This is a genomic window from Granulicella sp. L60 (assembly GCF_009765825.1).
GTDB lineage: Bacteria > Acidobacteriota > Terriglobia > Terriglobales > Acidobacteriaceae > Edaphobacter.
The window spans coordinates 372,135-390,212 of the sequence record NZ_LMUR01000018.1; the positions used below are offsets into that span (position 1 = coordinate 372,135).

Consider the following 18,078-nt stretch of genomic DNA (forward strand, 5'->3'; position numbering starts at 1 on the left):
AGTAAAGGCCCTAGTGGAGATGTGCGGGCCTGGGATGTTCGCAGCGGGAAATTGGTCTGGACGTTCCATACGATGCCTCAGCCAGGTGAACCGAACCATGAGGTCTGGCAGGACGATTCGTGGCAGGATCGATCTGGCCTCAATGTCTGGGGAATCATGACTGTCGATGTGAAGAGCGGGATAGCTTTTCTGCCGGTCGGAACTCCGACCACGGACTTTTATGGTGGAGATCGTAAGGGAACAAATCTTTATGGATCGTCGCTGGTTGCCGTGGATGCCGCAACCGGAAAGTTGAAGTGGTATTTTCAGACCACTCATCACGACAATTGGGATTACGATGTTACTGCTGCGCCGGTATTGATCGATGTGAAGCGCAACGGCGAAGTGATTCCAGCCGTGGCGCAGACTACGAAGCAGGGCTTGATGTTCATCTTCGACCGGTTTACTGGAAAGCCTGTCTACGATGTTGAAGAGCGTCCGGTAGTCTCAGACAATATTCCTCCGGGTGATGAACCTTGGCCAACGCAGCCGTTTCCGGTAAAGCCGGCTCCACTGACGCGTAATACTTTTGCACCAGACGAGCTTGCAAAGTTGACGCCGGAGCACGATAAAGCCTGCAAGGACATACTTTCACTGGAAGGCGGCGTAATGACAGGCGGTCCATACGCGGAGTACGGTCCCAAACTGCGAATCGTCTTCCCTGGTTGGACGGGTGGTGGCAATTGGGGAGGGAGTTCCTATGATCCTAAGCTGGGCTATGTCTTCGTCAATACTAAGAGCGAAGGTCTTTTGAGCAAGCTGGTGAAGCAGCCTGATGGAACATATAGTCGCGTTGGCGCGGACAATCCGCCGGCAGGCGTAAATGACACTTTTCAGGTAGGACAGTGGCCGTGCCAGACGCCACCGTGGGGCGAACTCAGCGCTGTCAATGTGAACACAGGAGATATTGCATGGCGGGTTCCGCTGGGCTCCTTTCCCGAACTCGATGCTCTAGGCATTCCCACGACAGGTAGAACGAATGTTGGCGGTCCAATCTCTACAGCGGGAGGACTGTTGTTTATTGCCGCATCCGAGGACCACAAGTTTCGGGCATTCAATTCAAGAACGGGCAAGATTCTTTGGGAGACGAATCTGAACTCGAACGGTTTCACGGTACCGATTTCGTATCGGGGTAAAAACGGCAAGCAGTTTGTGGCGGTCATTTCCAACGGTACGGGCGGCAAAGAGCCTGTGCCTCCTCTCTTATATGTGTATGCACTGCCGTAACAGTATCGCTGATTAAGAGAGATCTGAAATTTCATCCAGAAGGCTGGTTGCTACGCGTAACAGTTTTGTCCGCTCTTGACAACCATTGGCATGTGATATTAGCCTTCATCACTGCGCAATTGTTATTGCGTATTATGCAACTATAAATATCCATTCAGCTAAATGAATTTGACTAATTTACTGAATAGAGATGTTGCGAGTACCGTGTCGGACCGCTCGCATATCAGATCCCGTTCTGTCTGGCAGGCATAATGAAACTTCGATATTCCGCTCTTGTGCTTTTCCTCGCTGTGTTCGTCGCATATATGCATGTGGGATTCGCTCAGCAGTCCGCGACCGCAATACCGAAGGAGGATTCGAGCTATATCGATACTCAGGGCACGGCGCATATTACTCGTGTCATTCCACTACCGAAGACCATCAGTCCGCAGGCGCAGAAGTATCTTTCCAAGCCGGTAGTCGATGCGGGGGATCATGAGAGCGTTGCCGAAAGACGTGCGCGGACCGACGCAATGCAGGCTCATGACTCAGCAGAGAACCGCGCTCTCTATCCAGTAAGTATCGTATCGTCCGTGATCGCCGGAGTACCAGTTCGTATCGTTACTCCAATCGGCTCCATTCCGGCTGACAAGGCTGACCGTGTGCTCATTAATCTCCACGGCGGAGGGTTCACAACAGATTCAGGTTCGCTGACCGAGTCGATCCCCATCGCCCATCTGGCGCAAACCAAAGTTGTCGCGGTTCTTTATCGCCTTGCCCCCGAACACCAGTTTCCCGCTGCTGTGGACGACTCTGTTGCCGTCTATAAGGAGTTGCTTAAGACATATAAGCCGCAGCACATAGCTATCTATGGCGCCTCGGCTGGAGGTATTCTCACGGCGGAGGTTGCAGTGAGAATCAAGCAGCTTGGTCTTCCGATGCCTGGCGCGTTGGGCATCTTTACTGGCACTGGTGATTTAAGCAGGCTTGGCGATACGCAGGCTACGTATTCGGTGACTGGCCTTGCAGGACGCATGAATCCACCAAAAGAAGGGGCGCAATGGATTACTGATTATGTTGGTTCTACCGATCCCAAAGACCCAGTGCTTTCACCCGTGTACTCCGATCTGCATGGGATGCCGCCTACGCTCTTTCTTAGTAGCACGCGCGATGTGATGCTAAGCGGTACGACTATCCTGCACAGGGCATTTCTTCATGCCGGGGTTGATGCTCAACTCGTAGTGTTTGAGGCCCTTAATCATGGATTCTGGTATGAAGCCGAGCTGCCGGAGAGCAGGGAAGCAGATGAGATGATTGCACATTTCTTCGATGAACATCTTGCGACGTTCAAAAAGTAAGCAGGTATTAATTTAAGTAGCTCCTGATGAATTTGTAGTTACAACTACCAGAAAACGTCTGCGGAATGACAGTGATAAACAGCTTCGGCCGTAAGGAGATATAGAGCGCTCGTATTTGAAGGTTCCTAACTGAGGGAAGGTCGGAGGGACATCACGGTTTGAAGCTATGCTTTTCGTGTCGTTCCATGCGATCCAGCTCGCTGCCAGCCAACAGAAAGCCCCCTACCCCATAGACATAGCTGGAGGAGGCTGTAAAGGCATCCGGTGCTGCACCGATGGGTTGGATCGAACCGAGGCGTCCGTTCGCGTACACATGGCTAATCATCCCAGCCCACGATCGAGCAACAATGGGTCGAAAGACCTTGGGGTCAAGGATGCCTTCATTGATGCCCCAGGCCATAGCAAAGGTGTAGAAAGCGGAACCCGAGACCTCAGACATAGGGTATGCCTCTTGGTCGAGGAGTCCTGTCTTCCAGAGACCGTCTGACGTTTGAAGCTGAGCGATGCGAGTTGCCATCTCTCGAAACTGGGCTAGATATTTATTACGTGTTGGGTAGTCTTTCGGCATGTACTGCAATACATTCGCGAGCCCTGCAAGCACCCAGCCATTTCCACGCGCCCAAAACAACGGTTTCCCGTTTTTCTCCTTCTTGTCCAGGTAGTGCGCATCGCGAAAATAAAGATTCTCAGTCGGGCTGTAGAGTAGATCCGAAGTAATCCACCAGTTGCGATCCAGTGCATCAAGATAGCTGCGGTCGTCTGTAATCGCATAGAGTCTCACCAGTACTGGAGGCGCCATAAAGAGCGCATCGCACCACCACCAAATGGGCTTCTTAGGATCAGATGGCTCTCCAACCAGCCGAGTCATCACCTCTTTGGTCGAAGCTATACGACGCGGGTCTGCTTTAATTCGGTACAGATCGAGATATGCCTGGCCAAGCGCCTGATCGTCGGCGTGCGGGAAGCGTGTGTCCAGCAGCTTCCAATCAAATCCTTCGCTGATCTTCGCGACGGCATCGGCATACTTAGGATAGCCGGTCGCGCGGGAGGCTGCAAGCAAGCCGTCATAGAGTGCAGCGTATGTCCACTGCTGGTTGAACTTCTCCTGAGCATCTATCAGTTGCCAGTCGGCGACTTTCCGCATGGCAGATTCGATATCCTTACGATGCAACTTCGCTGAGAGACCGGTTGCGAGCGGACCTGGATCTGTGGGTTCGTCGCCGCTCGCTTGCCGATCAACAGAGCTTGCGGCTGCAGTTCCGGTTTGAGCGCGTGTGGTTGGGAGGGTGATAAGGAGGGAGAGAGCACACGGCAAGACGAAGAGATAGGAGTGACGATGTGTAAGATTCAAGTGAACTCCATAGACTAAAGTGCTACTAAACTGAGCAGACAAAGCCAGCGAACGGCTCCCTTTGACAATTGTCCGCGTCTGCGAATATATCAGTAGTGACCCATCTGTATCATCTTCGAACTATATCGAATTGAACCGTGTGACTATGGTTGAAGTTTCCCGTCGTCGGTCTCTATTTTCAAGGTTCGTTAGACGGCCCTTGGCAGGCTTGGAACAGTAGCGATATCGCCGTATGGAGTTCCGCATCACTGCCACATTGTTTCAATCACTACGACGACTGTGATCCAGAACGAGGATTATTTGAGAACATCGATTCTGAAACTGGACCGTCGCGGCTTCTGTCTTACTGGATCCGCTGCAGCTTTCTCCGGGGCATGGAGACTCTTCGGACAACAGGCCGGACCTTCTGTAGCGAATTCAAGCTCCGAAGCGACTTATTCCATGGTTGCTGCGGTCGACCGCAAACGCATTCTGGCCGCGGCGCAGGAATATGTCGCGCGACCAATCGAGACGGTAACGGCATTTGTGAGCGAGCTCAGTCCAGGAGGTCCCCATGACTTCTTCTCGCAAGCCGACTATTTCTGGCCGAATCCGAAAGATCCGGACGGTCCGTACGTAAATCGCGACGGCCAGAGCAATCCCGCAAACTTCAACGATCATAGGAAGGCGATGATTCGCCTTTCAGTTGAGATGCCAGCTCTGACCGCTGCCTGGTTTCTACTTCTTCCGGAGCATGGGCAGACAGCATTGACGAAACGGTATAGGCAGCACGCTGGTGATCATCTGCGTGCATGGTTTATCCATCCAGAGACGCGTATGAATCCCAATCTTGAGTTTGCGCAGGGGGTGCATGGCGTCTCTACCGGTCGAAGCTATGGAATCATCGACACTCTTCACCTGGTAGAAGTCGCCCGAGCCGCATCTCTTATCGCACGTACGGAGCTGAGCGAGGTGGAGCAGTCAGCCCTGCTTGCGTGGTTTCAGGAGTATATGCGCTGGATGAAGACAAGCGAAAAAGGCATCAAGGAGCGCGACGCTCTCAATAACCATGCAGTTTGCTGGGCGCTTCAAGCTTCGGAGTTCGCTCGTTTGATCGGTGACTCACAGACCCGTAACGAGATTCGGGCACAGTATCGAACAGTCTTTCTTCCCGATCAGCTAGGCGCGGACGGAAGCTTTCCAAAAGAACTCGCGCGCACTAAGCCTTATAGTTATTCCATCTTCAACTTTGATGTTATGGCGGCGCTTTGCCAGTCCCTCAAAGAGGGATCGAGTAAGGTTGCTGCGGACGATCTTTTCAGCTTCACTCTTCCAGACGGGCGCGGCATTTGTAAAGCAGCTTCCTTTCTTTATCCCTATCTTAAAGATAAGTCGTCCTGGCCCTACGCTCATGATGTGGAGCACTTCGATTCGTTGCCGGTACGTACGCCCGGCCTTCTATTCTGCGGCGTGCACTGCGATCGATCCGACTACGTGCAGTTGTGGAAGACGCTGAATCCGGATCCGACCGATCCGGAGATCATTCGAAACTATCCTGTTCGCCAGCCGCTTTTATGGTTTGCGAACGATGGGTGGCGAAGATCCTAAAGAATCTCGATTGATCTGATCGGTTGTGGATGGCCTATGGGCATAGGCATCTTCGAAGTTATGGTTTGGTTGCCTTTTGGAAAGGAACCAATATCTGGAGGATGTGGGCGGGCTCTGAGCTTGATGGCGAGATGAGCAGGCCGTTGTGTGGAGCGACCGCGATCACGCTTCCGGCTTTGAGCGTGGTTGGGTGGCCATTGTTGCTGATGATGGTGTCGGAGATGGCGACCAGAATCGCGGTCATGTCGGAGGGCGCGATGGTACAGGGGGTGGGGTTGAGACAGATGGTGCGGGTGACGGCGAGCTGAGGAGAGGAGAACTCGGTCTTCGAGAGGTTGCGGGAGTCGTCGGCAGGAGCCTTGCCCCGGAACTCGAGGGTCTTGTCGTCGAGTTGGAGGTTGAGGAGTTCGACGCGGAGGAACCTGGAGTCGAGGTCGCTGAGGTTTTCGACGGAGTGGCGCTCGATGCGGCCCGCGCTGATGCGGAACGCCCCCTCCTGGGACGGGGGGCGGACGATGGAGACGGGCTCGGGTGCTTCGTGAATGAAACGGACGGGGCCGGAGTTATTGAGATACACATAGACGGTCGGGCTGTCGGAGTGGCTGTGCACCGGTACCTTTTCATGGGGTCCGTAGTGGACGGAGATGACGCGAAAGGCCCGGTTGGTGAGGATGGTCTTATAGTTGTGCGGTAGTGGGGCAGGCTGCGCCTGACAGGACGGGATGGCGCAGAGGAGCAGAAGGAAAAGGGCGAATCTTCGGTTCATGTGTTTCAGTCTCCTACCGGGTTGCGCTGGGTATGGGCTCGTAAGGGGTCTGGTGGCAAGATTTTCTAGTAGCGGGGGACGGTGGGGTCTATGGAGCGGGACCAGGCGTCGATGCCTCCGGAGAGGGATTGGGCGTGCTCGAAGCCCTGGTCGCGGAGCCACATGGTGACGGAGAGCGAACGTGCGCCGTGGTGGCAGAGGACGACGATGGGAGCGTCGGGGTCGAGTTCGGTGTGGGCGCGGGAGGAGACCTCCCCCATTGGCATAAGAAGCGAGCTGGGCAGGCTGGCGGTCTGGTACTCCCAGGGCTCTCGAACGTCCAAGAGAACGGGGGTATTTGGCTGCTGGCGGAGTTGGGAGAAGGCTTCCACGGTGATTTCGGGTTCTAACATGTAATCAAGGATATCCTTAGAGAGAACATGCGGGAAACCTGGCGGACCCGCACGCAGTTGGCCTGGCTTATTTGTGATGCTGTATGGAGTCGAAGGAACCCGCGGGTTCGGTGTATGCCGAACGGCCCGCAACTGTGGGATTTTGCATCTCAGATAACACGCTTATTCGTTGATAGAGGATGGTGACTGCCTTGGAAAAGGTTTTGATTGTTGAAGATGAGATTCATGCGCGAAGCGGCCTGACGGAGCTGATCGAAAGCTGGGGCTACAGGGCGGAGAGCGCGAACGATGGCATGGAGGGGTTGGAGAAGGCGATTGCGTGGGCTCCCGCAATTGTGGTGACCGACCTGAAGATGCCGCGGATGGATGGGATGGAGTTGCTGAGCCGGATCGGCGAACTGCCGCAAAGGATCGCGGTGGTGATGCTGACGGCGCAGGGTTCGATCGAGTCGGCCGTGGATGCCATGCGGATGGGTGCGTATGACTATATTCCGAAGCCGGTGGATCCGGTGCGGCTGCGGACGATTCTGCATAACGCGAGCAGGCAGCGTGAGGCCGATGTCGAGCTGGAGGCGACGCGGAGACAGTTGCGGGATACGGGAGTGCTGGGGTCGCTGGTGGGAGCGTCGCCGCAGATGCTGGATATCTTTACGATGATTGAGCGGATTGCGCCGTCGAATGTGTCGGTGCTGGTGACGGGAGAGAGCGGGACGGGCAAGGAGCTGGTGGCCCGGTCGCTGCATGATCTGAGTGCGCGGAGGCTGAAGCCATTCGTGGCAGTAAACTGCGCGGCGATCCCGGAGACATTGATCGAGAGCGAGATATTCGGACACGAGAAGGGCGCATTTACGGGGGCGTTGGAGCGTCGTGCGGGATGTTTCGAACTGGCGGAAGAGGGAACGCTGCTGCTGGATGAGATCGGCGAGATGCCGATGGCGACGCAGGCGAAGCTGCTGCGTGTGCTCGAAGACAGGAAGCTGCGCAGGCTGGGAAGCAAGATCGAGACGCCGGTGGATGTGCGCGTGGTTGCGGCGACGAATAAGGATCCAGAGCATGCGGTGGCGAATGGAGAGCTGCGCGGCGATCTGTACTATCGGTTGAATGTTTTCAATATTCAGATGCCTCCGCTGCGGGATCATTTGATGGATGTGTCGGCGATTGCGGAGAAGATGATCGACGACATGAACGAGCGACACCACTGCACGGTTGCCGGCATCAAGGACGCCCTACTGACGCGGCTGGAAGAGTATAAGTGGCCGGGCAATGTGCGGGAGCTGCGCAATACGATTGAGCGTGCCGTGATTCTGGCGGGATCTGGAATGCTGGGCGTGGAGCACCTGCCGCCGCACTTTGCGGAGCCGGGGTTTGCGCCACCTCCAACGAGGCCGGGAGGAATGGCGATGGACTCCGGTGCGAGAGCAACTGCGCAGCCTGCGTCGCACGGGGAGGGTATGCCGCGTCATCTGGATGAGTCGAACTCGGTGCGCGTCGAGGTGGGGACGACGGTGGACGAGGCGGAGCGCCAGTTGATCTTGAAGACACTGGTGGCGACGCATAACAACAAGACGAAGGCCGCGGAGATACTTGGAATCAGCTCGAAGACACTGCAGAACAAATTGAAGGAATACTCGAACGCTTCTGCTGTGACGGAGTAAGGATGCGGCTCAAGACCAAGCTCGTGGTGTCGGCGACGGGGCTGACGTTTGCGATTGTTCTTATCCTGTCGGCCTTGTTTGTGAGCGAACTGCTACGGCAGAGGATTGAGCAGACGGCGGCGGCGAACGATGTGCTGGCGCACGAGGTCTGGTTGATGACGCGACAGGCGGTGGAGATGGGTCTGCGGGCTAATCCACCGATCGACAGGAGCGAAGAGGCTCTACATGAGGCGGTAGTAGATGCTCTGCGAAGCCAGGCGGCGCTGGCAGATGTGATGAATACGGTGGTGCGTTACTCGCCTACGGTGCAGGACGTGAGTGTGACGGATGCACATGGACTGACGCTCGTGAGCACGGATCCTGATGCGGTGAACCAGCCGGCAGTATTTCGTTTCAGCCTGTCCGGGTTAGAGAGCAGCAGCGTGCCGCACCAGATGAACGTGGTCTTTGGCAAGCCACGGGTGCTGGATATATCGCAGTCGCTGGATCGAAACGGGGCACCGTTTCTTGTGGTGCATGTTGGGGTACGGTCGACCTTTTTGAAGAACTCGTATGAGCCGTGGCTGCGCGCGGCGCTGATCTTTGCACTGCTCGCTGCGGTGGCGGCGATGGTCGCGGCTGGACTGCTGGCCAATCTTGCGTTGCGCCCGTTGGAGGCGATCAGCGCGCGGCTGGAGAGTCTGACGCTGGCTAACGGTGAGGCTTCACCACGCACGTTGGAGGCGGGTGCGGAGAGAAATGATGCGGTGGTGCGGGTGACCAGGACGATTGATCGGCTGGGTGAGCAGATGCGTACGAAAGAGGCCGGATATACGGCATTGCAGGCAAACCTGAACCAGATGCTGGATACGCTGCGCGATGGGGTGCTACTGTTCACGGCGGATGGGCGCGCGGCGATGGTGTCGGATGCAGTGGCTTTTTTTCTCCCGGCGCCTGAGGGCCGGGGTCACGAGGAGATGGTAGGCAAGCGGCTGGATGAGATCTTTGCGCCGGACACTGCGTTGGGCGCGGCGGTGCTGGAGGCGTTTGCCGAGGGTGCGCAGGTGAGCGCGCAGAGCGTAGTGCTCGAGGACGGGCGGCAGGTACAGATCTCGCTGGACCGGATCGACGATGGGTTGGGAGGCGGAGGCAATATGGGTACGCTGCTTACACTGCGGGATGCGGAGTCGGCGGCGCAACTGGGGCAGGAGCTGGAGGTGGCGCGTCGGCTGGCGGCGATTGGGAGGCTGACGGCGGGTGTGGGGCACGAGGTGAAGAATCCGATCAACGCGATGGTGGTGCATCTGGAGCTTCTACGTGGAAAGCTGATGGTGGGCGGAACGGAGGCGTTCGGCGGTGCATCGCGTCATGTAGAGATACTGGCTGGCGAGATGCAGCGGCTGGATCGCGTGGTGCAGACGCTGGCAGATTTTTCTCGCCCGATGGAGCTGCATCTGCGGGAGCAGGATCTGAAGCAGGTGGTGGGGTTGGTCATGGATTTGGCAGCAGCCGAGATGGAGGAGAACGGCGTGCAGGTGATGGTAGCTGCTCCTGTGGAGGCTGTGATGGTGCGCGTAGATACGCAGCTGATGCAGCAGGCGCTGCTAAACCTGCTGTTGAACGCCATGCAGGCGATGCCCGGCGGCGGAGAAGTACTAGTAAGGGTGCATCGGGAGCATCAGTTTGCGGTGGTGGAGGTGATCGACGAAGGAGAGGGTATACCGGCAGAGCTGTTACCGCGTATCTTCGAGCTGTACTTCACGACCAAGGCGAAGGGGAGCGGGATCGGCCTTGCGATGACGTACAGGATTCTGCAACTGCATGGCGGAGCGATGGATGTGCGCTCAAGCGCGGATGCGAGTTCCCCGGAGCGTGGAACGACGTTTACACTTCGGTTGCCGATGGCAGTGGGGCCAGTGGGTGAGGGGCGAAAGATAGTAGCGGCAGGGGCCAGTCACAAAGGAATGGGAGAACGAGCTTGAATCGGACGAACGATATCACGCGACGACTGGTTGGACTGGTACTTTGCTCCGGACTGGCGATGGCCCTGGGCGGATGTAGGCATAAGGTGCAGATTGCTCCGTTGCCACCGGTGTTGACGCCGGTGGCGCTAGAGGACGTCCCTCCTCCGCCGGACGACAAACTGCCGATGATAGAGGTGCCGCAGATTAAACTGCCGCCTGAGCCTATCGCATCAGCGGCTGCGAGGCCTAAGCGGGAAAAAAAGAGGACGACAAAGACTCCGACTGTGCCAATGGTTGTACAGGCACCGGATGCGACACCGGTAGAGAGCGAAGCCGCAGCAAAGGATGCTGCGGTGGGCGCACTGACGGGCGGCGGAGAGACCAATCCGCAGGCGAGGCAGGAGGCTGCGGACCTGATTTCTTCAATCGAGAAGAGGTTGAACGCGCTGCCGACGCAGATGACCGACGAGGAGAAGACACAGATAAATAAGGTGAGGAACTTCTGGCGGGATGCACAAAGTGCGTTGACGTCCGGAGATGCAGAGGGGGCAAAGACACTGGCGACTAAGGCTAAATTGTTGCTGGATGATCTGGAGAAGTAGACTCTCAGGCGGAGCGGAGACTAGCAGGTTGATGCTATGCTCCGCTGCCGTGTGAGCCTATTGGGTTTTTAGTGCGACTGACGCCCAATGCCTTTTTAAAGTCGGTTCAGTTGTGTTGGAGATTGACTCCTAGGCTTCAGCGCCGTGGCATTTTTTGTATTTTTTGCCAGAGCCGCATGGGCAGTCGTCGTTGCGGCCCACTTTTTCGCCGGAGCGGCGGGGCGCTGTGCCGTTGGTGCCTGAGGAAGGAGCACCGGCTGAGCGGGCCTGCTCCAGTTCACGCTGCTTCTTCTTCTGGAACTCGCGTTCGAGGGCGTCGATGGTGGTGGATGGTGCGCGGTTGGGTGCGGGCTGACGTGCTGCAGGCATGTTGGTGTGCTGCGGCGGAGCTCCGGAAGGCAGTGCGGCTGCCGGGTTGGCTGCGGCGAGCTCCTGCTGGGCCTGTTGCGCAGCGGCTAGAGCCTGGGAGTGTGCCTGTGCTTGCGCGAGTTGCTCGGCCGACTCGATGGGGGTGCCGTCGGGACCGATGATCTGCATGCGGAAGAGGTGGCGTGCCGTGTCTTCCTGGAAGCGCATCATCATGCCTTCGAACATCTCGAAGGACTCCTTCTTGTAGGCAACGAGCGGGTCCTGCTGGGCATAACCGCGGAGGCCGATACCCTCCTTGAGATGATCCATGGCGAGGAGGTGATCCTTCCAGAGACCGTCGAGAACGGAGAGCATGACGATGCGTTCGTGATAACGCATGGCGGGAGCCCCGAGGATCTGCTCCTTGACGTCGTAGCGGGCGCGGAGGCTCGCGAAGATTGCTTCGCCTAATTCGTGGCGGTTCAGCTGGGTGGCGTCGATTTCGGTCTCGAGGTGAGCGCCGAAGACGTCGTAGAGCTGGGAGAAGAGGGGCTCGAGCTTCCACTCGTCGGCATGAACCTTTTCGGGGGCATTTTCGTCGATGATGTTGGAAAGGATGGTAGAGGTGTAGTCCTCGGTGATGAGCTGCTTCTGGTCTACACCCTCCATGAGCTGGCGGCGGAGACCGTAGACGGCTTCGCGCTGCTTGTTCATGACGTCGTCGTACTCGAGGACGTGTTTGCGCGACTCAAAGTTCTGGGTCTCGACAGCCTTCTGGGCGGCTTCGATGCGGCGGGAGATCATACCGGACTCGATGGGTACGCCCTCTTCCATGCCGAGGCGCTGGAGGAGGGTGGAGACCCACTCGCGGGCGAAGATGCGCATGAGGTCATCTTCAAGAGAGAGGAAGAAGCGGGAGGAGCCAGGGTCGCCCTGCCGGCCTGCGCGGCCGCGGAGCTGGTTATCGACGCGGCGCGACTCGTGGCGCTCGGTGCCGAGGATGTGAAGGCCGCCGGCCGCGATGACGGCTGCGTGCTCGGCTTTGGCTGCGCCCTCGTGGGCGGCGGTGGCTGCATCCCAGTTCGCCTGGGTGGTTTCGAACTCCTGGCCACTGTAGTAGAAGCGGACCATGCCGGGGCCGGCGATGGGGTTGATAGTGCCTTCGGCTGCAGAGACGGCACGGGCCTGCTGCTTGCGGACGAGGTCCTGGCGGGCCATGAACTCAGCATTGCCGCCGAGGAGGATGTCGGTGCCGCGGCCAGCCATGTTGGTGGCGATGGTGACCATGCCGAGGCGGCCTGCCTGGGCTACGATCTCGGCTTCCTTCTCGTGGAACTTCGCGTTCAGGACGACGTGACGGACGGACTTGCGTTTGAGGATCTCGCTGAGGAGCTCGGACTTTTCAATACTTGTGGTGCCAACAAGGACGGGCTGCTTTTCCGCGTGGAGGCGGGCGATCTCGTCAGCGACAGCAAAGTATTTTTCCTGTGCGGTGCGATACACGACGTCGGCATTTTCAATGCGAAGCATCTTGCGGTTGGTGGGAGTGACGACGATCTCGAGCTTATAGATCTTATCGAACTCGGCAGCTTCGGTCTCGGCGGTTCCGGTCATGCCGCTGAGCTTTTTGTACATGCGGAAGTAGTTCTGGAAGGTGATGGTGGCAAGCGTCTGATCTTCCTTGCGGATGGCTACCCCCTCCTTCGCTTCTACTGCCTGATGGAGTCCGTCGGACCAGCGGCGCCCGGGCATGAGACGACCGGTGAACTCGTCGACGATGATGACCTCGCCCTCTTTGACGACGTATTCGACGTCGCGCTTGTAGAGGTTGTGGGCCTTGATGGCGACCTCGACGTGATGCTTGAGATCCCAGTTTTCCGGGTCCGCGATGTTTCCAATCCCAAGCAACCCTTCGATCTTCTCCCAGCCCTCGTCGGTGACGGTGATGGCGCGGGCTTTTTCGTCGATGACGAAGTCGCCGGACCAGGTTTTGGTCTCGAGGGATTCGATGAGTTCGCCGAGTTCGAGCTTGGGAATGATGAGGTTGACGCGGGCGTATTTGTCGGTGGTCTGGTCGGTGGGACCGCTGATGATGAGCGGGGTGCGGGCCTCGTCGATGAGGATGGAATCGACTTCGTCGACGATGCAGTAGTAGTTGCCGCGCTGGACCTGATCCTTGAGTTCGAACTTCATGTTGTCGCGGAGGTAGTCGAAGCCGAACTCGTTGTTGGTGCCGTAGGTGATGTCGGAGGCGTAGGCGTCGCGGCGCTGCTGGTCGTCGAGATCATGGACGATAACGCCGACGGTGAGGCCGAGGAAGCCGTAGATCTTGCCCATCCACTCAGCGTCGCGTTTGGCTAGGTAATCGTTGACGGTGACGACGTGGACGCCGCGGCCAGCGAGGGCGTTGAGGTAGCAAGGGAGGGTGGCGACGAGTGTTTTACCTTCGCCGGTCTTCATTTCGGCGATCTTGCCCTGATGCAGGATGGTTCCGCCGATGAGTTGGACATCGAAGTGGCGCATGCCTACGGCGCGCTTGCCGGCTTCGCGGACGACAGCGAAGGCTTCAGGCAGGAGGGCGTCGAGGGCGGCTTTTTCGGCGACGTAGCGCTCGTCGGCGTTTTCGGGAGTGTCGGCGATACCCTTGATGGCGTCAGCGATGCGCTGGCGGAACTCTGCAGTTTTGCCGCGCAACTGGTCGTCGGAGAGAGCCTGGATGGTGGGCTCGAGGGCGTTAATCTGTCCGACTATGGGCATCAGACGCTTGATGGCGCGCTCGTTGCTGGTGCCAAAGACTTTAGCTATGACTGAGTTGAGCAAAACTGTATCCTTCTTGATTGCTGGGCGCGGAATCAGCCCACTGATTAGTGTAAATGGTCTGGAAGATGGTGGCGGAGTGTGTCCGTACCTCAGACTCGAATGCCGAATCGGGTTGGAATCGAGGTATTCCGCTCGGCTATGGTCAGCGGTTTGCAGCGGGCAGGAGGATCAGGAGGCCCAGCCGCAGGAGGTGCCCTTCCAGCGGAGATTCTTCCAGACGCCTTCCTTGTTTTCCAGAACGTAGAAGGTGCCTCCACCGCACAGGCTGCCGCAACTGTGACCCATGTAGACCACGGCGATGGTTTTGTCGGCGTTGAAGGCTATAGGAGAGAGTGTGACGTAGCTGTGGGCGGAGTCGGGGTAGCGCTCGGCAAAGCCTTTCCAGTCTCCGAAGTTGGGTTTGAAGAAGGCTTGCAGGTCTTCGCTGGAGGCGAACTCGTAGGGCGTGCTGAGTCCAAAGTTTGGCTGGAGAAGCCAGGCGGTTTTGCTTAGCGCGACTAAGGAGTCGAAGACGGGCTGGAGAAGTGCGGCTGACTCGGGGTCTGGCTTGAGGCAGAAGTTTGGACCGCTGCCGGTTTGGGCCTGGATGAGGAGGCGTCGCGCGTGCGCTACGGTTACGGTCCAATCGGTGGGGAGAAGCGCCTCATAGACTTTGTAGGCCTCGGCGTCGTTGTACGGGAGCAGCGTCTGAGAGTTGGGGTTCGCCTGTGCGTGGAGCATGAGGCACACGAAGAACAGGGCCGAAGTCGCGACTGTGATCGTGTGACGGCGATAAGGCATGACGGGCTCCTGACTGTGAGTTTATCGCAGGTCGGGCTCTATGTCCGTGCCATTTAGTGGTTTAAAGGCGGCGGTCAACCATGGATTAGCGCGGATGTTACGGACTAAAGACAAAGGCATAACGGTGATACGAGGGATAAAAGTTGGCTAGTGGCCGCCTAGGGCTTCAGGATCGGGTTTGGCGGCCTTGGTGGGGAGACGCATGATGAAGGGGAGGGGCGAGAGAAGGAAGATGGTGCCAGCGAGGATGGCAAAGGCGTTTCTGTAGCTGAGCATGGAGGCCTGGCGGAGCATCTCCTGGTACGCCTGCCCGACGGCCATTTGGGAGGCGGAGGCAGCGGACATTCCTTTGGCCATCATCATCTCTTTGATGCGGTCGGTGTATAGCCGGTAGGAGATGCCGCCTGGGACGACGTTTGCGGAGAGGGTGACCTGGTTGACCTGGGCGTTGCGCGCGAGGAAGGTGGTGAGAAGCGCTGTGCCGGCGCTGCCGCCGAGGTTGCGGGCAAAGTTGGAGAGGCTGGAGATCTGGTTTGTCTTGCTCGGTGGAACGCCGACGTAGTTGAGCGTGCTGATGGGGATGAAGATGAAGGCGAGGCCGACGACCTGGAACATGCGCCAGAGGGTGACGGTTCCGTAGGCTGTATTGAGGTCGAGACGGGTGAGGTTGTAGAGGCCGACGGCGGTGACGAGGTAGCCGAGGCAGACCATGATGCGGGGATCGAACTTGCCCAGGCTGCGTCCGGCGACGAACATCATAAGCATCATGACAAAGCCGGCTGGGGAGAGGACCATCCCGGCGCGTTCGGCGGTATATCCGAGGAGACCCTGGAGGTATTGAGGAATGAGGACGGTCGAGCCGAAGAGAACCATGCCGAGGATGAGCTGAAGGAAGACGGCGGTGCCGAAGTTGCGATTTTTCAGCAGCTTGAGGTCGACGATGGGGTCGGGGTGGTTCCACTCCCAAAAGACGAAGATAAGGAGCGTGACGGCGGCGAGTAGGGCGAAGAAGACGATCATCGGCGATCCGAACCAGTCTTTCTCCTGGCCCTTGTCGAGAGTGAACTCGAGGCAGCCTACGCCGAGGGCGACGAGGCCGAGGCCCATGAAGTCGATCTTGAGGTGCTTCGCCTGCTCTTTACGGATTTTGAGGTGCGGTGGATCTTCGACCATGCGGTTACTGAGCCAGAGCGAGATGAGGCCGATGGGAAGATTGATGAAGAAGATCCAGTGCCAGTTGAAGTTGTCGGTGATCCAGCCGCCCAGAGTGGGGCCGATGGCGGGCGCGACGACGACGGCCATGCCGTAGACGGCGAAGGCCTGGCCTCGTTTTTCAACAGGAAAGGTGTCGGCGAGGATGGCCTGCTCGCTGGGTGCGAGGCCTCCGCCGCCCGCGCCCTGGAGGATGCGCGCGAGGATAAGCAGGGGAAGCGTTGGAGCAAGACCGCAGAGGAGCGAGCAGACGGTGAAGACGGCGACGCAGATCATGTAAAAGCGCTTGCGTCCGATTCGGTTGGAGAGCCAGCCGGAGATGGGCAGCACGACTGCAGAGGATACGAGATAGCTGGTGAGAACCCAGGTGGCTTCTTCGGAGCTGGCACCGAGCGAGCCGGCGATGTGAGGCAGGGCTACGTTGGCGATGGAGGTGTCGAGAACCTCCATGAAGGTCGCAAGGGTGACGGTAAGCGCGACGACCCAGGGGTTGTGGTGCGGCTTCCATGCCTCGGGCGCGGACACCGTCGCTTGGGGACGGGCGATCGCTGGCGGGTTTGCGGTCATAGTAGCCATATCAGTCTCCTGATATGATATCAGGAGACTGATATGGGTGTAGATATAAAAAACACGAAAGAGGCACACGCCGATAGAAGGCTCGCCGCGCAGAGGATGAAGCGGATCCTGATCCATCTGCGGGGTCGGATGGATGAGAAGCTACGTCCCCAGGGGGTAACGACGGCGCAGCTTCTTCTGATGAAGGCGATTCATCAGGGGCCTGGCATGTCGGGTGCACAACTGGCGCGGTCTTGCCACGTTACGCCGCAGTCAGCGCAGGCACTGCTTAAGGGACTGGAAAAAGGAGGGTGGATCGTCCGCAGCAAGGACCGTGCGAATGACAGGATCCTTACGGTGATTTTGACGGCTGAGGGGGAGAGTCTGTTGCTGACTGCAGAGAAGGCGGCGAGGGTGATCGAGGCACGGCTGTGGCGGGGAGTCCCGGATAGTTCAGTCGACGCTTTAAATGCGGTACTGGAGCAGTGTCTGGCAAATCTGGAGCCTTAGTCTGAAGTCGCTAGGCTGGATGCTTGTTCGGGGCTGCATCTCTGTAAATAAAGGGAGCGCCGGCGTCAGTGGATGTGACGCCAGCGTGCGATTAGTTTGATTTTTTGCCGTGGAAGAGAGCGTGATTGACGTCGGGCCAGAACTCATGGAAGAGGAAGGTCGCGGCATCGATGCCGACGTTCTCCCCCCATTTGTCTGCCGTGTTACTGAAGGTTCGCTCGCGGCTTGGGTAGTAGAGATTGGAGATGCCTGCGGCAGCGCCTGCGCCGACGACTTCGCTGATATTGAAGGTGTCGTGGCCGTCGTCGTTGCGGGTGATGACGGCACGGCTAAGTGAGTAGCCTGCGCGTTTGAAGAAGCCTCCGCTTCCCAAGGTGTAGTAACGCGTGTCTTCGTGGGTGATAACGGGAACGATGAACTCTACAAAATAATTTTCGCTGGTCTGGTCGACGTAGGTGTGCCAGAAGTAACGGCCGTATCCGGCTGCTCCCTGGCGAAACTCGGGCGTGTCGTTGGTGGCTTGGTCGTAGCCTGCGACTGCCGCCGGAAGCAGGATCGAGGAGTAGTCGAAGCTATCCTGCGATGCGGTGATGAACTTCTCTTTGACGGTCTGTGGGGGAAGATGAACGTTGGCGCTGACGGCTCGAAAGTTGGGGAAGATGCCGAGGATGCGCTTTGTCTGCTGTCCTTGATCTGAACTGCTAGATGCGGGCGTCGTTGTCTGGGGAGCATCGGGAAGATTTGGGTTGTCGATGGACGAGGAGCTTTCCAAAGAGGCTGAGCTGGTCTCTGTGCTCGTCCCGGATACGGTGGAGGCATTCGCAATCAATGTGTTTTGGGCGTGTGCACCGGCGCAAAAAAGAAACAGCAAAAGGAGCATATTGGCGGGGCCGGGGTAGGGCACTGTCTTTGGTGTCATGGAATATCTCATTGTCTTAGTTTGACTCAGAAATG

14 protein-coding genes are annotated in these 18,078 nt (G+C 57.8%); 7 read left to right on the forward strand and 7 right to left on the reverse strand.

Features of this window, described 5'->3' with window-relative positions; genetic code table 11:
• Positions 1 to 1,266 (forward strand): PQQ-binding-like beta-propeller repeat protein (locus tag GSQ82_RS11965; RefSeq protein WP_216847077.1); only part of this gene is annotated, 1,266 nt, incomplete at its 5' end.
• Positions 1,267 to 1,517: 251 nt separating this feature from the next.
• Positions 1,518 to 2,603 (forward strand): alpha/beta hydrolase fold domain-containing protein, encoded by a 1,086-nt coding sequence (locus GSQ82_RS11970; protein WP_158792512.1) that lies wholly within the window; start codon positions 1,518 to 1,520, stop codon positions 2,601 to 2,603.
• A 151-nt stretch (positions 2,604 to 2,754) separates the two neighbouring features.
• Here the strand turns inward: GSQ82_RS11970 and GSQ82_RS11975 are convergent, their stop codons facing one another.
• A complete protein-coding gene (locus tag GSQ82_RS11975; RefSeq protein ID WP_254061597.1) occupies positions 2,755 to 3,954 on the reverse strand; it encodes a glycoside hydrolase family 105 protein in 1,200 nt (399 codons plus the stop codon).
• Positions 3,955 to 4,254: 300 nt separating this feature from the next.
• On the opposite strand from GSQ82_RS11975, the gene GSQ82_RS11980 reads away from it, so the two are divergent.
• Positions 4,255 to 5,541, forward strand: a complete 1,287-nt coding sequence (locus GSQ82_RS11980) for an alginate lyase family protein (RefSeq protein ID WP_254061598.1) — start codon at positions 4,255 to 4,257, stop codon at positions 5,539 to 5,541.
• Between the two features lie 58 nt (positions 5,542 to 5,599).
• On the opposite strand, the gene GSQ82_RS11985 is transcribed toward GSQ82_RS11980, so the two are convergent.
• Together GSQ82_RS11985 and GSQ82_RS11990 are read right to left on the reverse strand one after the other, a co-directional pair.
• Positions 5,600 to 6,307, reverse strand: coding sequence for a cupin domain-containing protein (locus GSQ82_RS11985; protein ID WP_158792513.1), 708 nt, complete (start codon positions 6,305 to 6,307; stop codon positions 5,600 to 5,602).
• Between the two features lie 65 nt (positions 6,308 to 6,372).
• Positions 6,373 to 6,699 (reverse strand): rhodanese-like domain-containing protein, encoded by a 327-nt coding sequence (locus tag GSQ82_RS11990; protein ID WP_158792514.1) that lies wholly within the window; start codon positions 6,697 to 6,699, stop codon positions 6,373 to 6,375.
• A 179-nt stretch (positions 6,700 to 6,878) separates the two neighbouring features.
• Between GSQ82_RS11990 and GSQ82_RS11995 the strand changes: the two genes are divergently transcribed.
• From GSQ82_RS11995 to GSQ82_RS12005, 3 genes are read left to right on the forward strand one after another with little or no spacing between them, the layout of a single operon-like run.
• Positions 6,879 to 8,354 carry a sigma-54 dependent transcriptional regulator gene (locus tag GSQ82_RS11995; RefSeq protein WP_158792515.1) on the forward strand — a complete coding sequence of 492 codons (1,476 nt, stop codon included), beginning with the start codon at positions 6,879 to 6,881 and terminating at the stop codon, positions 8,352 to 8,354.
• 2 nt (positions 8,355 to 8,356) lie between these two features.
• Entirely contained in the window at positions 8,357 to 10,315 is a 1,959-nt protein-coding gene (locus GSQ82_RS12000; protein WP_158792516.1) for a PAS domain-containing sensor histidine kinase, read from the forward strand.
• The gene (locus GSQ82_RS12005; protein ID WP_158792517.1) at positions 10,312 to 10,899 is read left to right on the forward strand and encodes a hypothetical protein; all 588 of its coding nucleotides are present in this window, start codon (positions 10,312 to 10,314) and stop codon (positions 10,897 to 10,899) included. Before GSQ82_RS12000 ends, GSQ82_RS12005 begins: the two co-directional genes overlap by 4 nt.
• 129 nt (positions 10,900 to 11,028) lie before the next feature.
• On the opposite strand, the gene secA is transcribed toward GSQ82_RS12005, so the two are convergent.
• From secA to GSQ82_RS12020, 3 genes are all read right to left on the reverse strand, one after another.
• Complete coding sequence (gene secA / locus GSQ82_RS12010) at positions 11,029 to 14,067, reverse strand: preprotein translocase subunit SecA (protein ID WP_158792518.1); 3,039 nt, start codon at positions 14,065 to 14,067, stop codon at positions 11,029 to 11,031.
• Between the two features lie 168 nt (positions 14,068 to 14,235).
• Positions 14,236 to 14,847: a hypothetical protein gene (locus GSQ82_RS12015; protein ID WP_158792519.1), complete on the reverse strand. Its 612-nt coding sequence runs from the start codon at positions 14,845 to 14,847 to the stop codon at positions 14,236 to 14,238.
• Between the two features lie 147 nt (positions 14,848 to 14,994).
• Positions 14,995 to 16,626: a DHA2 family efflux MFS transporter permease subunit gene (locus GSQ82_RS12020; protein WP_254061746.1), complete on the reverse strand. Its 1,632-nt coding sequence runs from the start codon at positions 16,624 to 16,626 to the stop codon at positions 14,995 to 14,997.
• Positions 16,627 to 16,668: 42 nt separating this feature from the next.
• Here GSQ82_RS12020 and GSQ82_RS12025 point away from each other — a divergent pair, with 42 nt between their 5' ends.
• On the forward strand, positions 16,669 to 17,124 hold the full coding sequence (locus GSQ82_RS12025; protein WP_158792521.1) for a MarR family winged helix-turn-helix transcriptional regulator: 456 nt from the start codon (positions 16,669 to 16,671) through the stop codon (positions 17,122 to 17,124).
• A gap of 91 nt (positions 17,125 to 17,215) precedes the next feature.
• On the opposite strand, the gene GSQ82_RS12030 is transcribed toward GSQ82_RS12025, so the two are convergent.
• On the reverse strand, positions 17,216 to 18,043 hold the full coding sequence (locus GSQ82_RS12030; protein WP_254061599.1) for a hypothetical protein: 828 nt from the start codon (positions 18,041 to 18,043) through the stop codon (positions 17,216 to 17,218).
• Between the last annotated feature and the right edge of the window lie 35 nt (positions 18,044 to 18,078).

Excerpts from the sequence above, each read along its gene's own strand:
- GSQ82_RS12020 (WP_254061746.1), bottom strand. The coding sequence starts at position 16,626 with ATGACCGCAAACCCGCCAGCGATCGCCCGTCCCCAAGCGACGGTGTCC.
- GSQ82_RS12030 (WP_254061599.1), bottom strand. The coding sequence starts at position 18,043 with ATGACACCAAAGACAGTGCCCTACCCCGGCCCCGCCAATATGCTCCTT.
- GSQ82_RS12015 (WP_158792519.1), bottom strand. The coding sequence starts at position 14,847 with ATGCCTTATCGCCGTCACACGATCACAGTCGCGACTTCGGCCCTGTTC.
- GSQ82_RS11995 (WP_158792515.1), top strand. The coding sequence starts at position 6,879 with ATGGTGACTGCCTTGGAAAAGGTTTTGATTGTTGAAGATGAGATTCAT.
- GSQ82_RS11985 (WP_158792513.1), bottom strand. The coding sequence starts at position 6,307 with ATGAACCGAAGATTCGCCCTTTTCCTTCTGCTCCTCTGCGCCATCCCG.
- GSQ82_RS11990 (WP_158792514.1), bottom strand. The coding sequence starts at position 6,699 with ATGTTAGAACCCGAAATCACCGTGGAAGCCTTCTCCCAACTCCGCCAG.
- GSQ82_RS12025 (WP_158792521.1), top strand. The coding sequence starts at position 16,669 with ATGGGTGTAGATATAAAAAACACGAAAGAGGCACACGCCGATAGAAGG.
- GSQ82_RS11970 (WP_158792512.1), top strand. The coding sequence starts at position 1,518 with ATGAAACTTCGATATTCCGCTCTTGTGCTTTTCCTCGCTGTGTTCGTC.
- GSQ82_RS12000 (WP_158792516.1), top strand. The coding sequence starts at position 8,357 with ATGCGGCTCAAGACCAAGCTCGTGGTGTCGGCGACGGGGCTGACGTTT.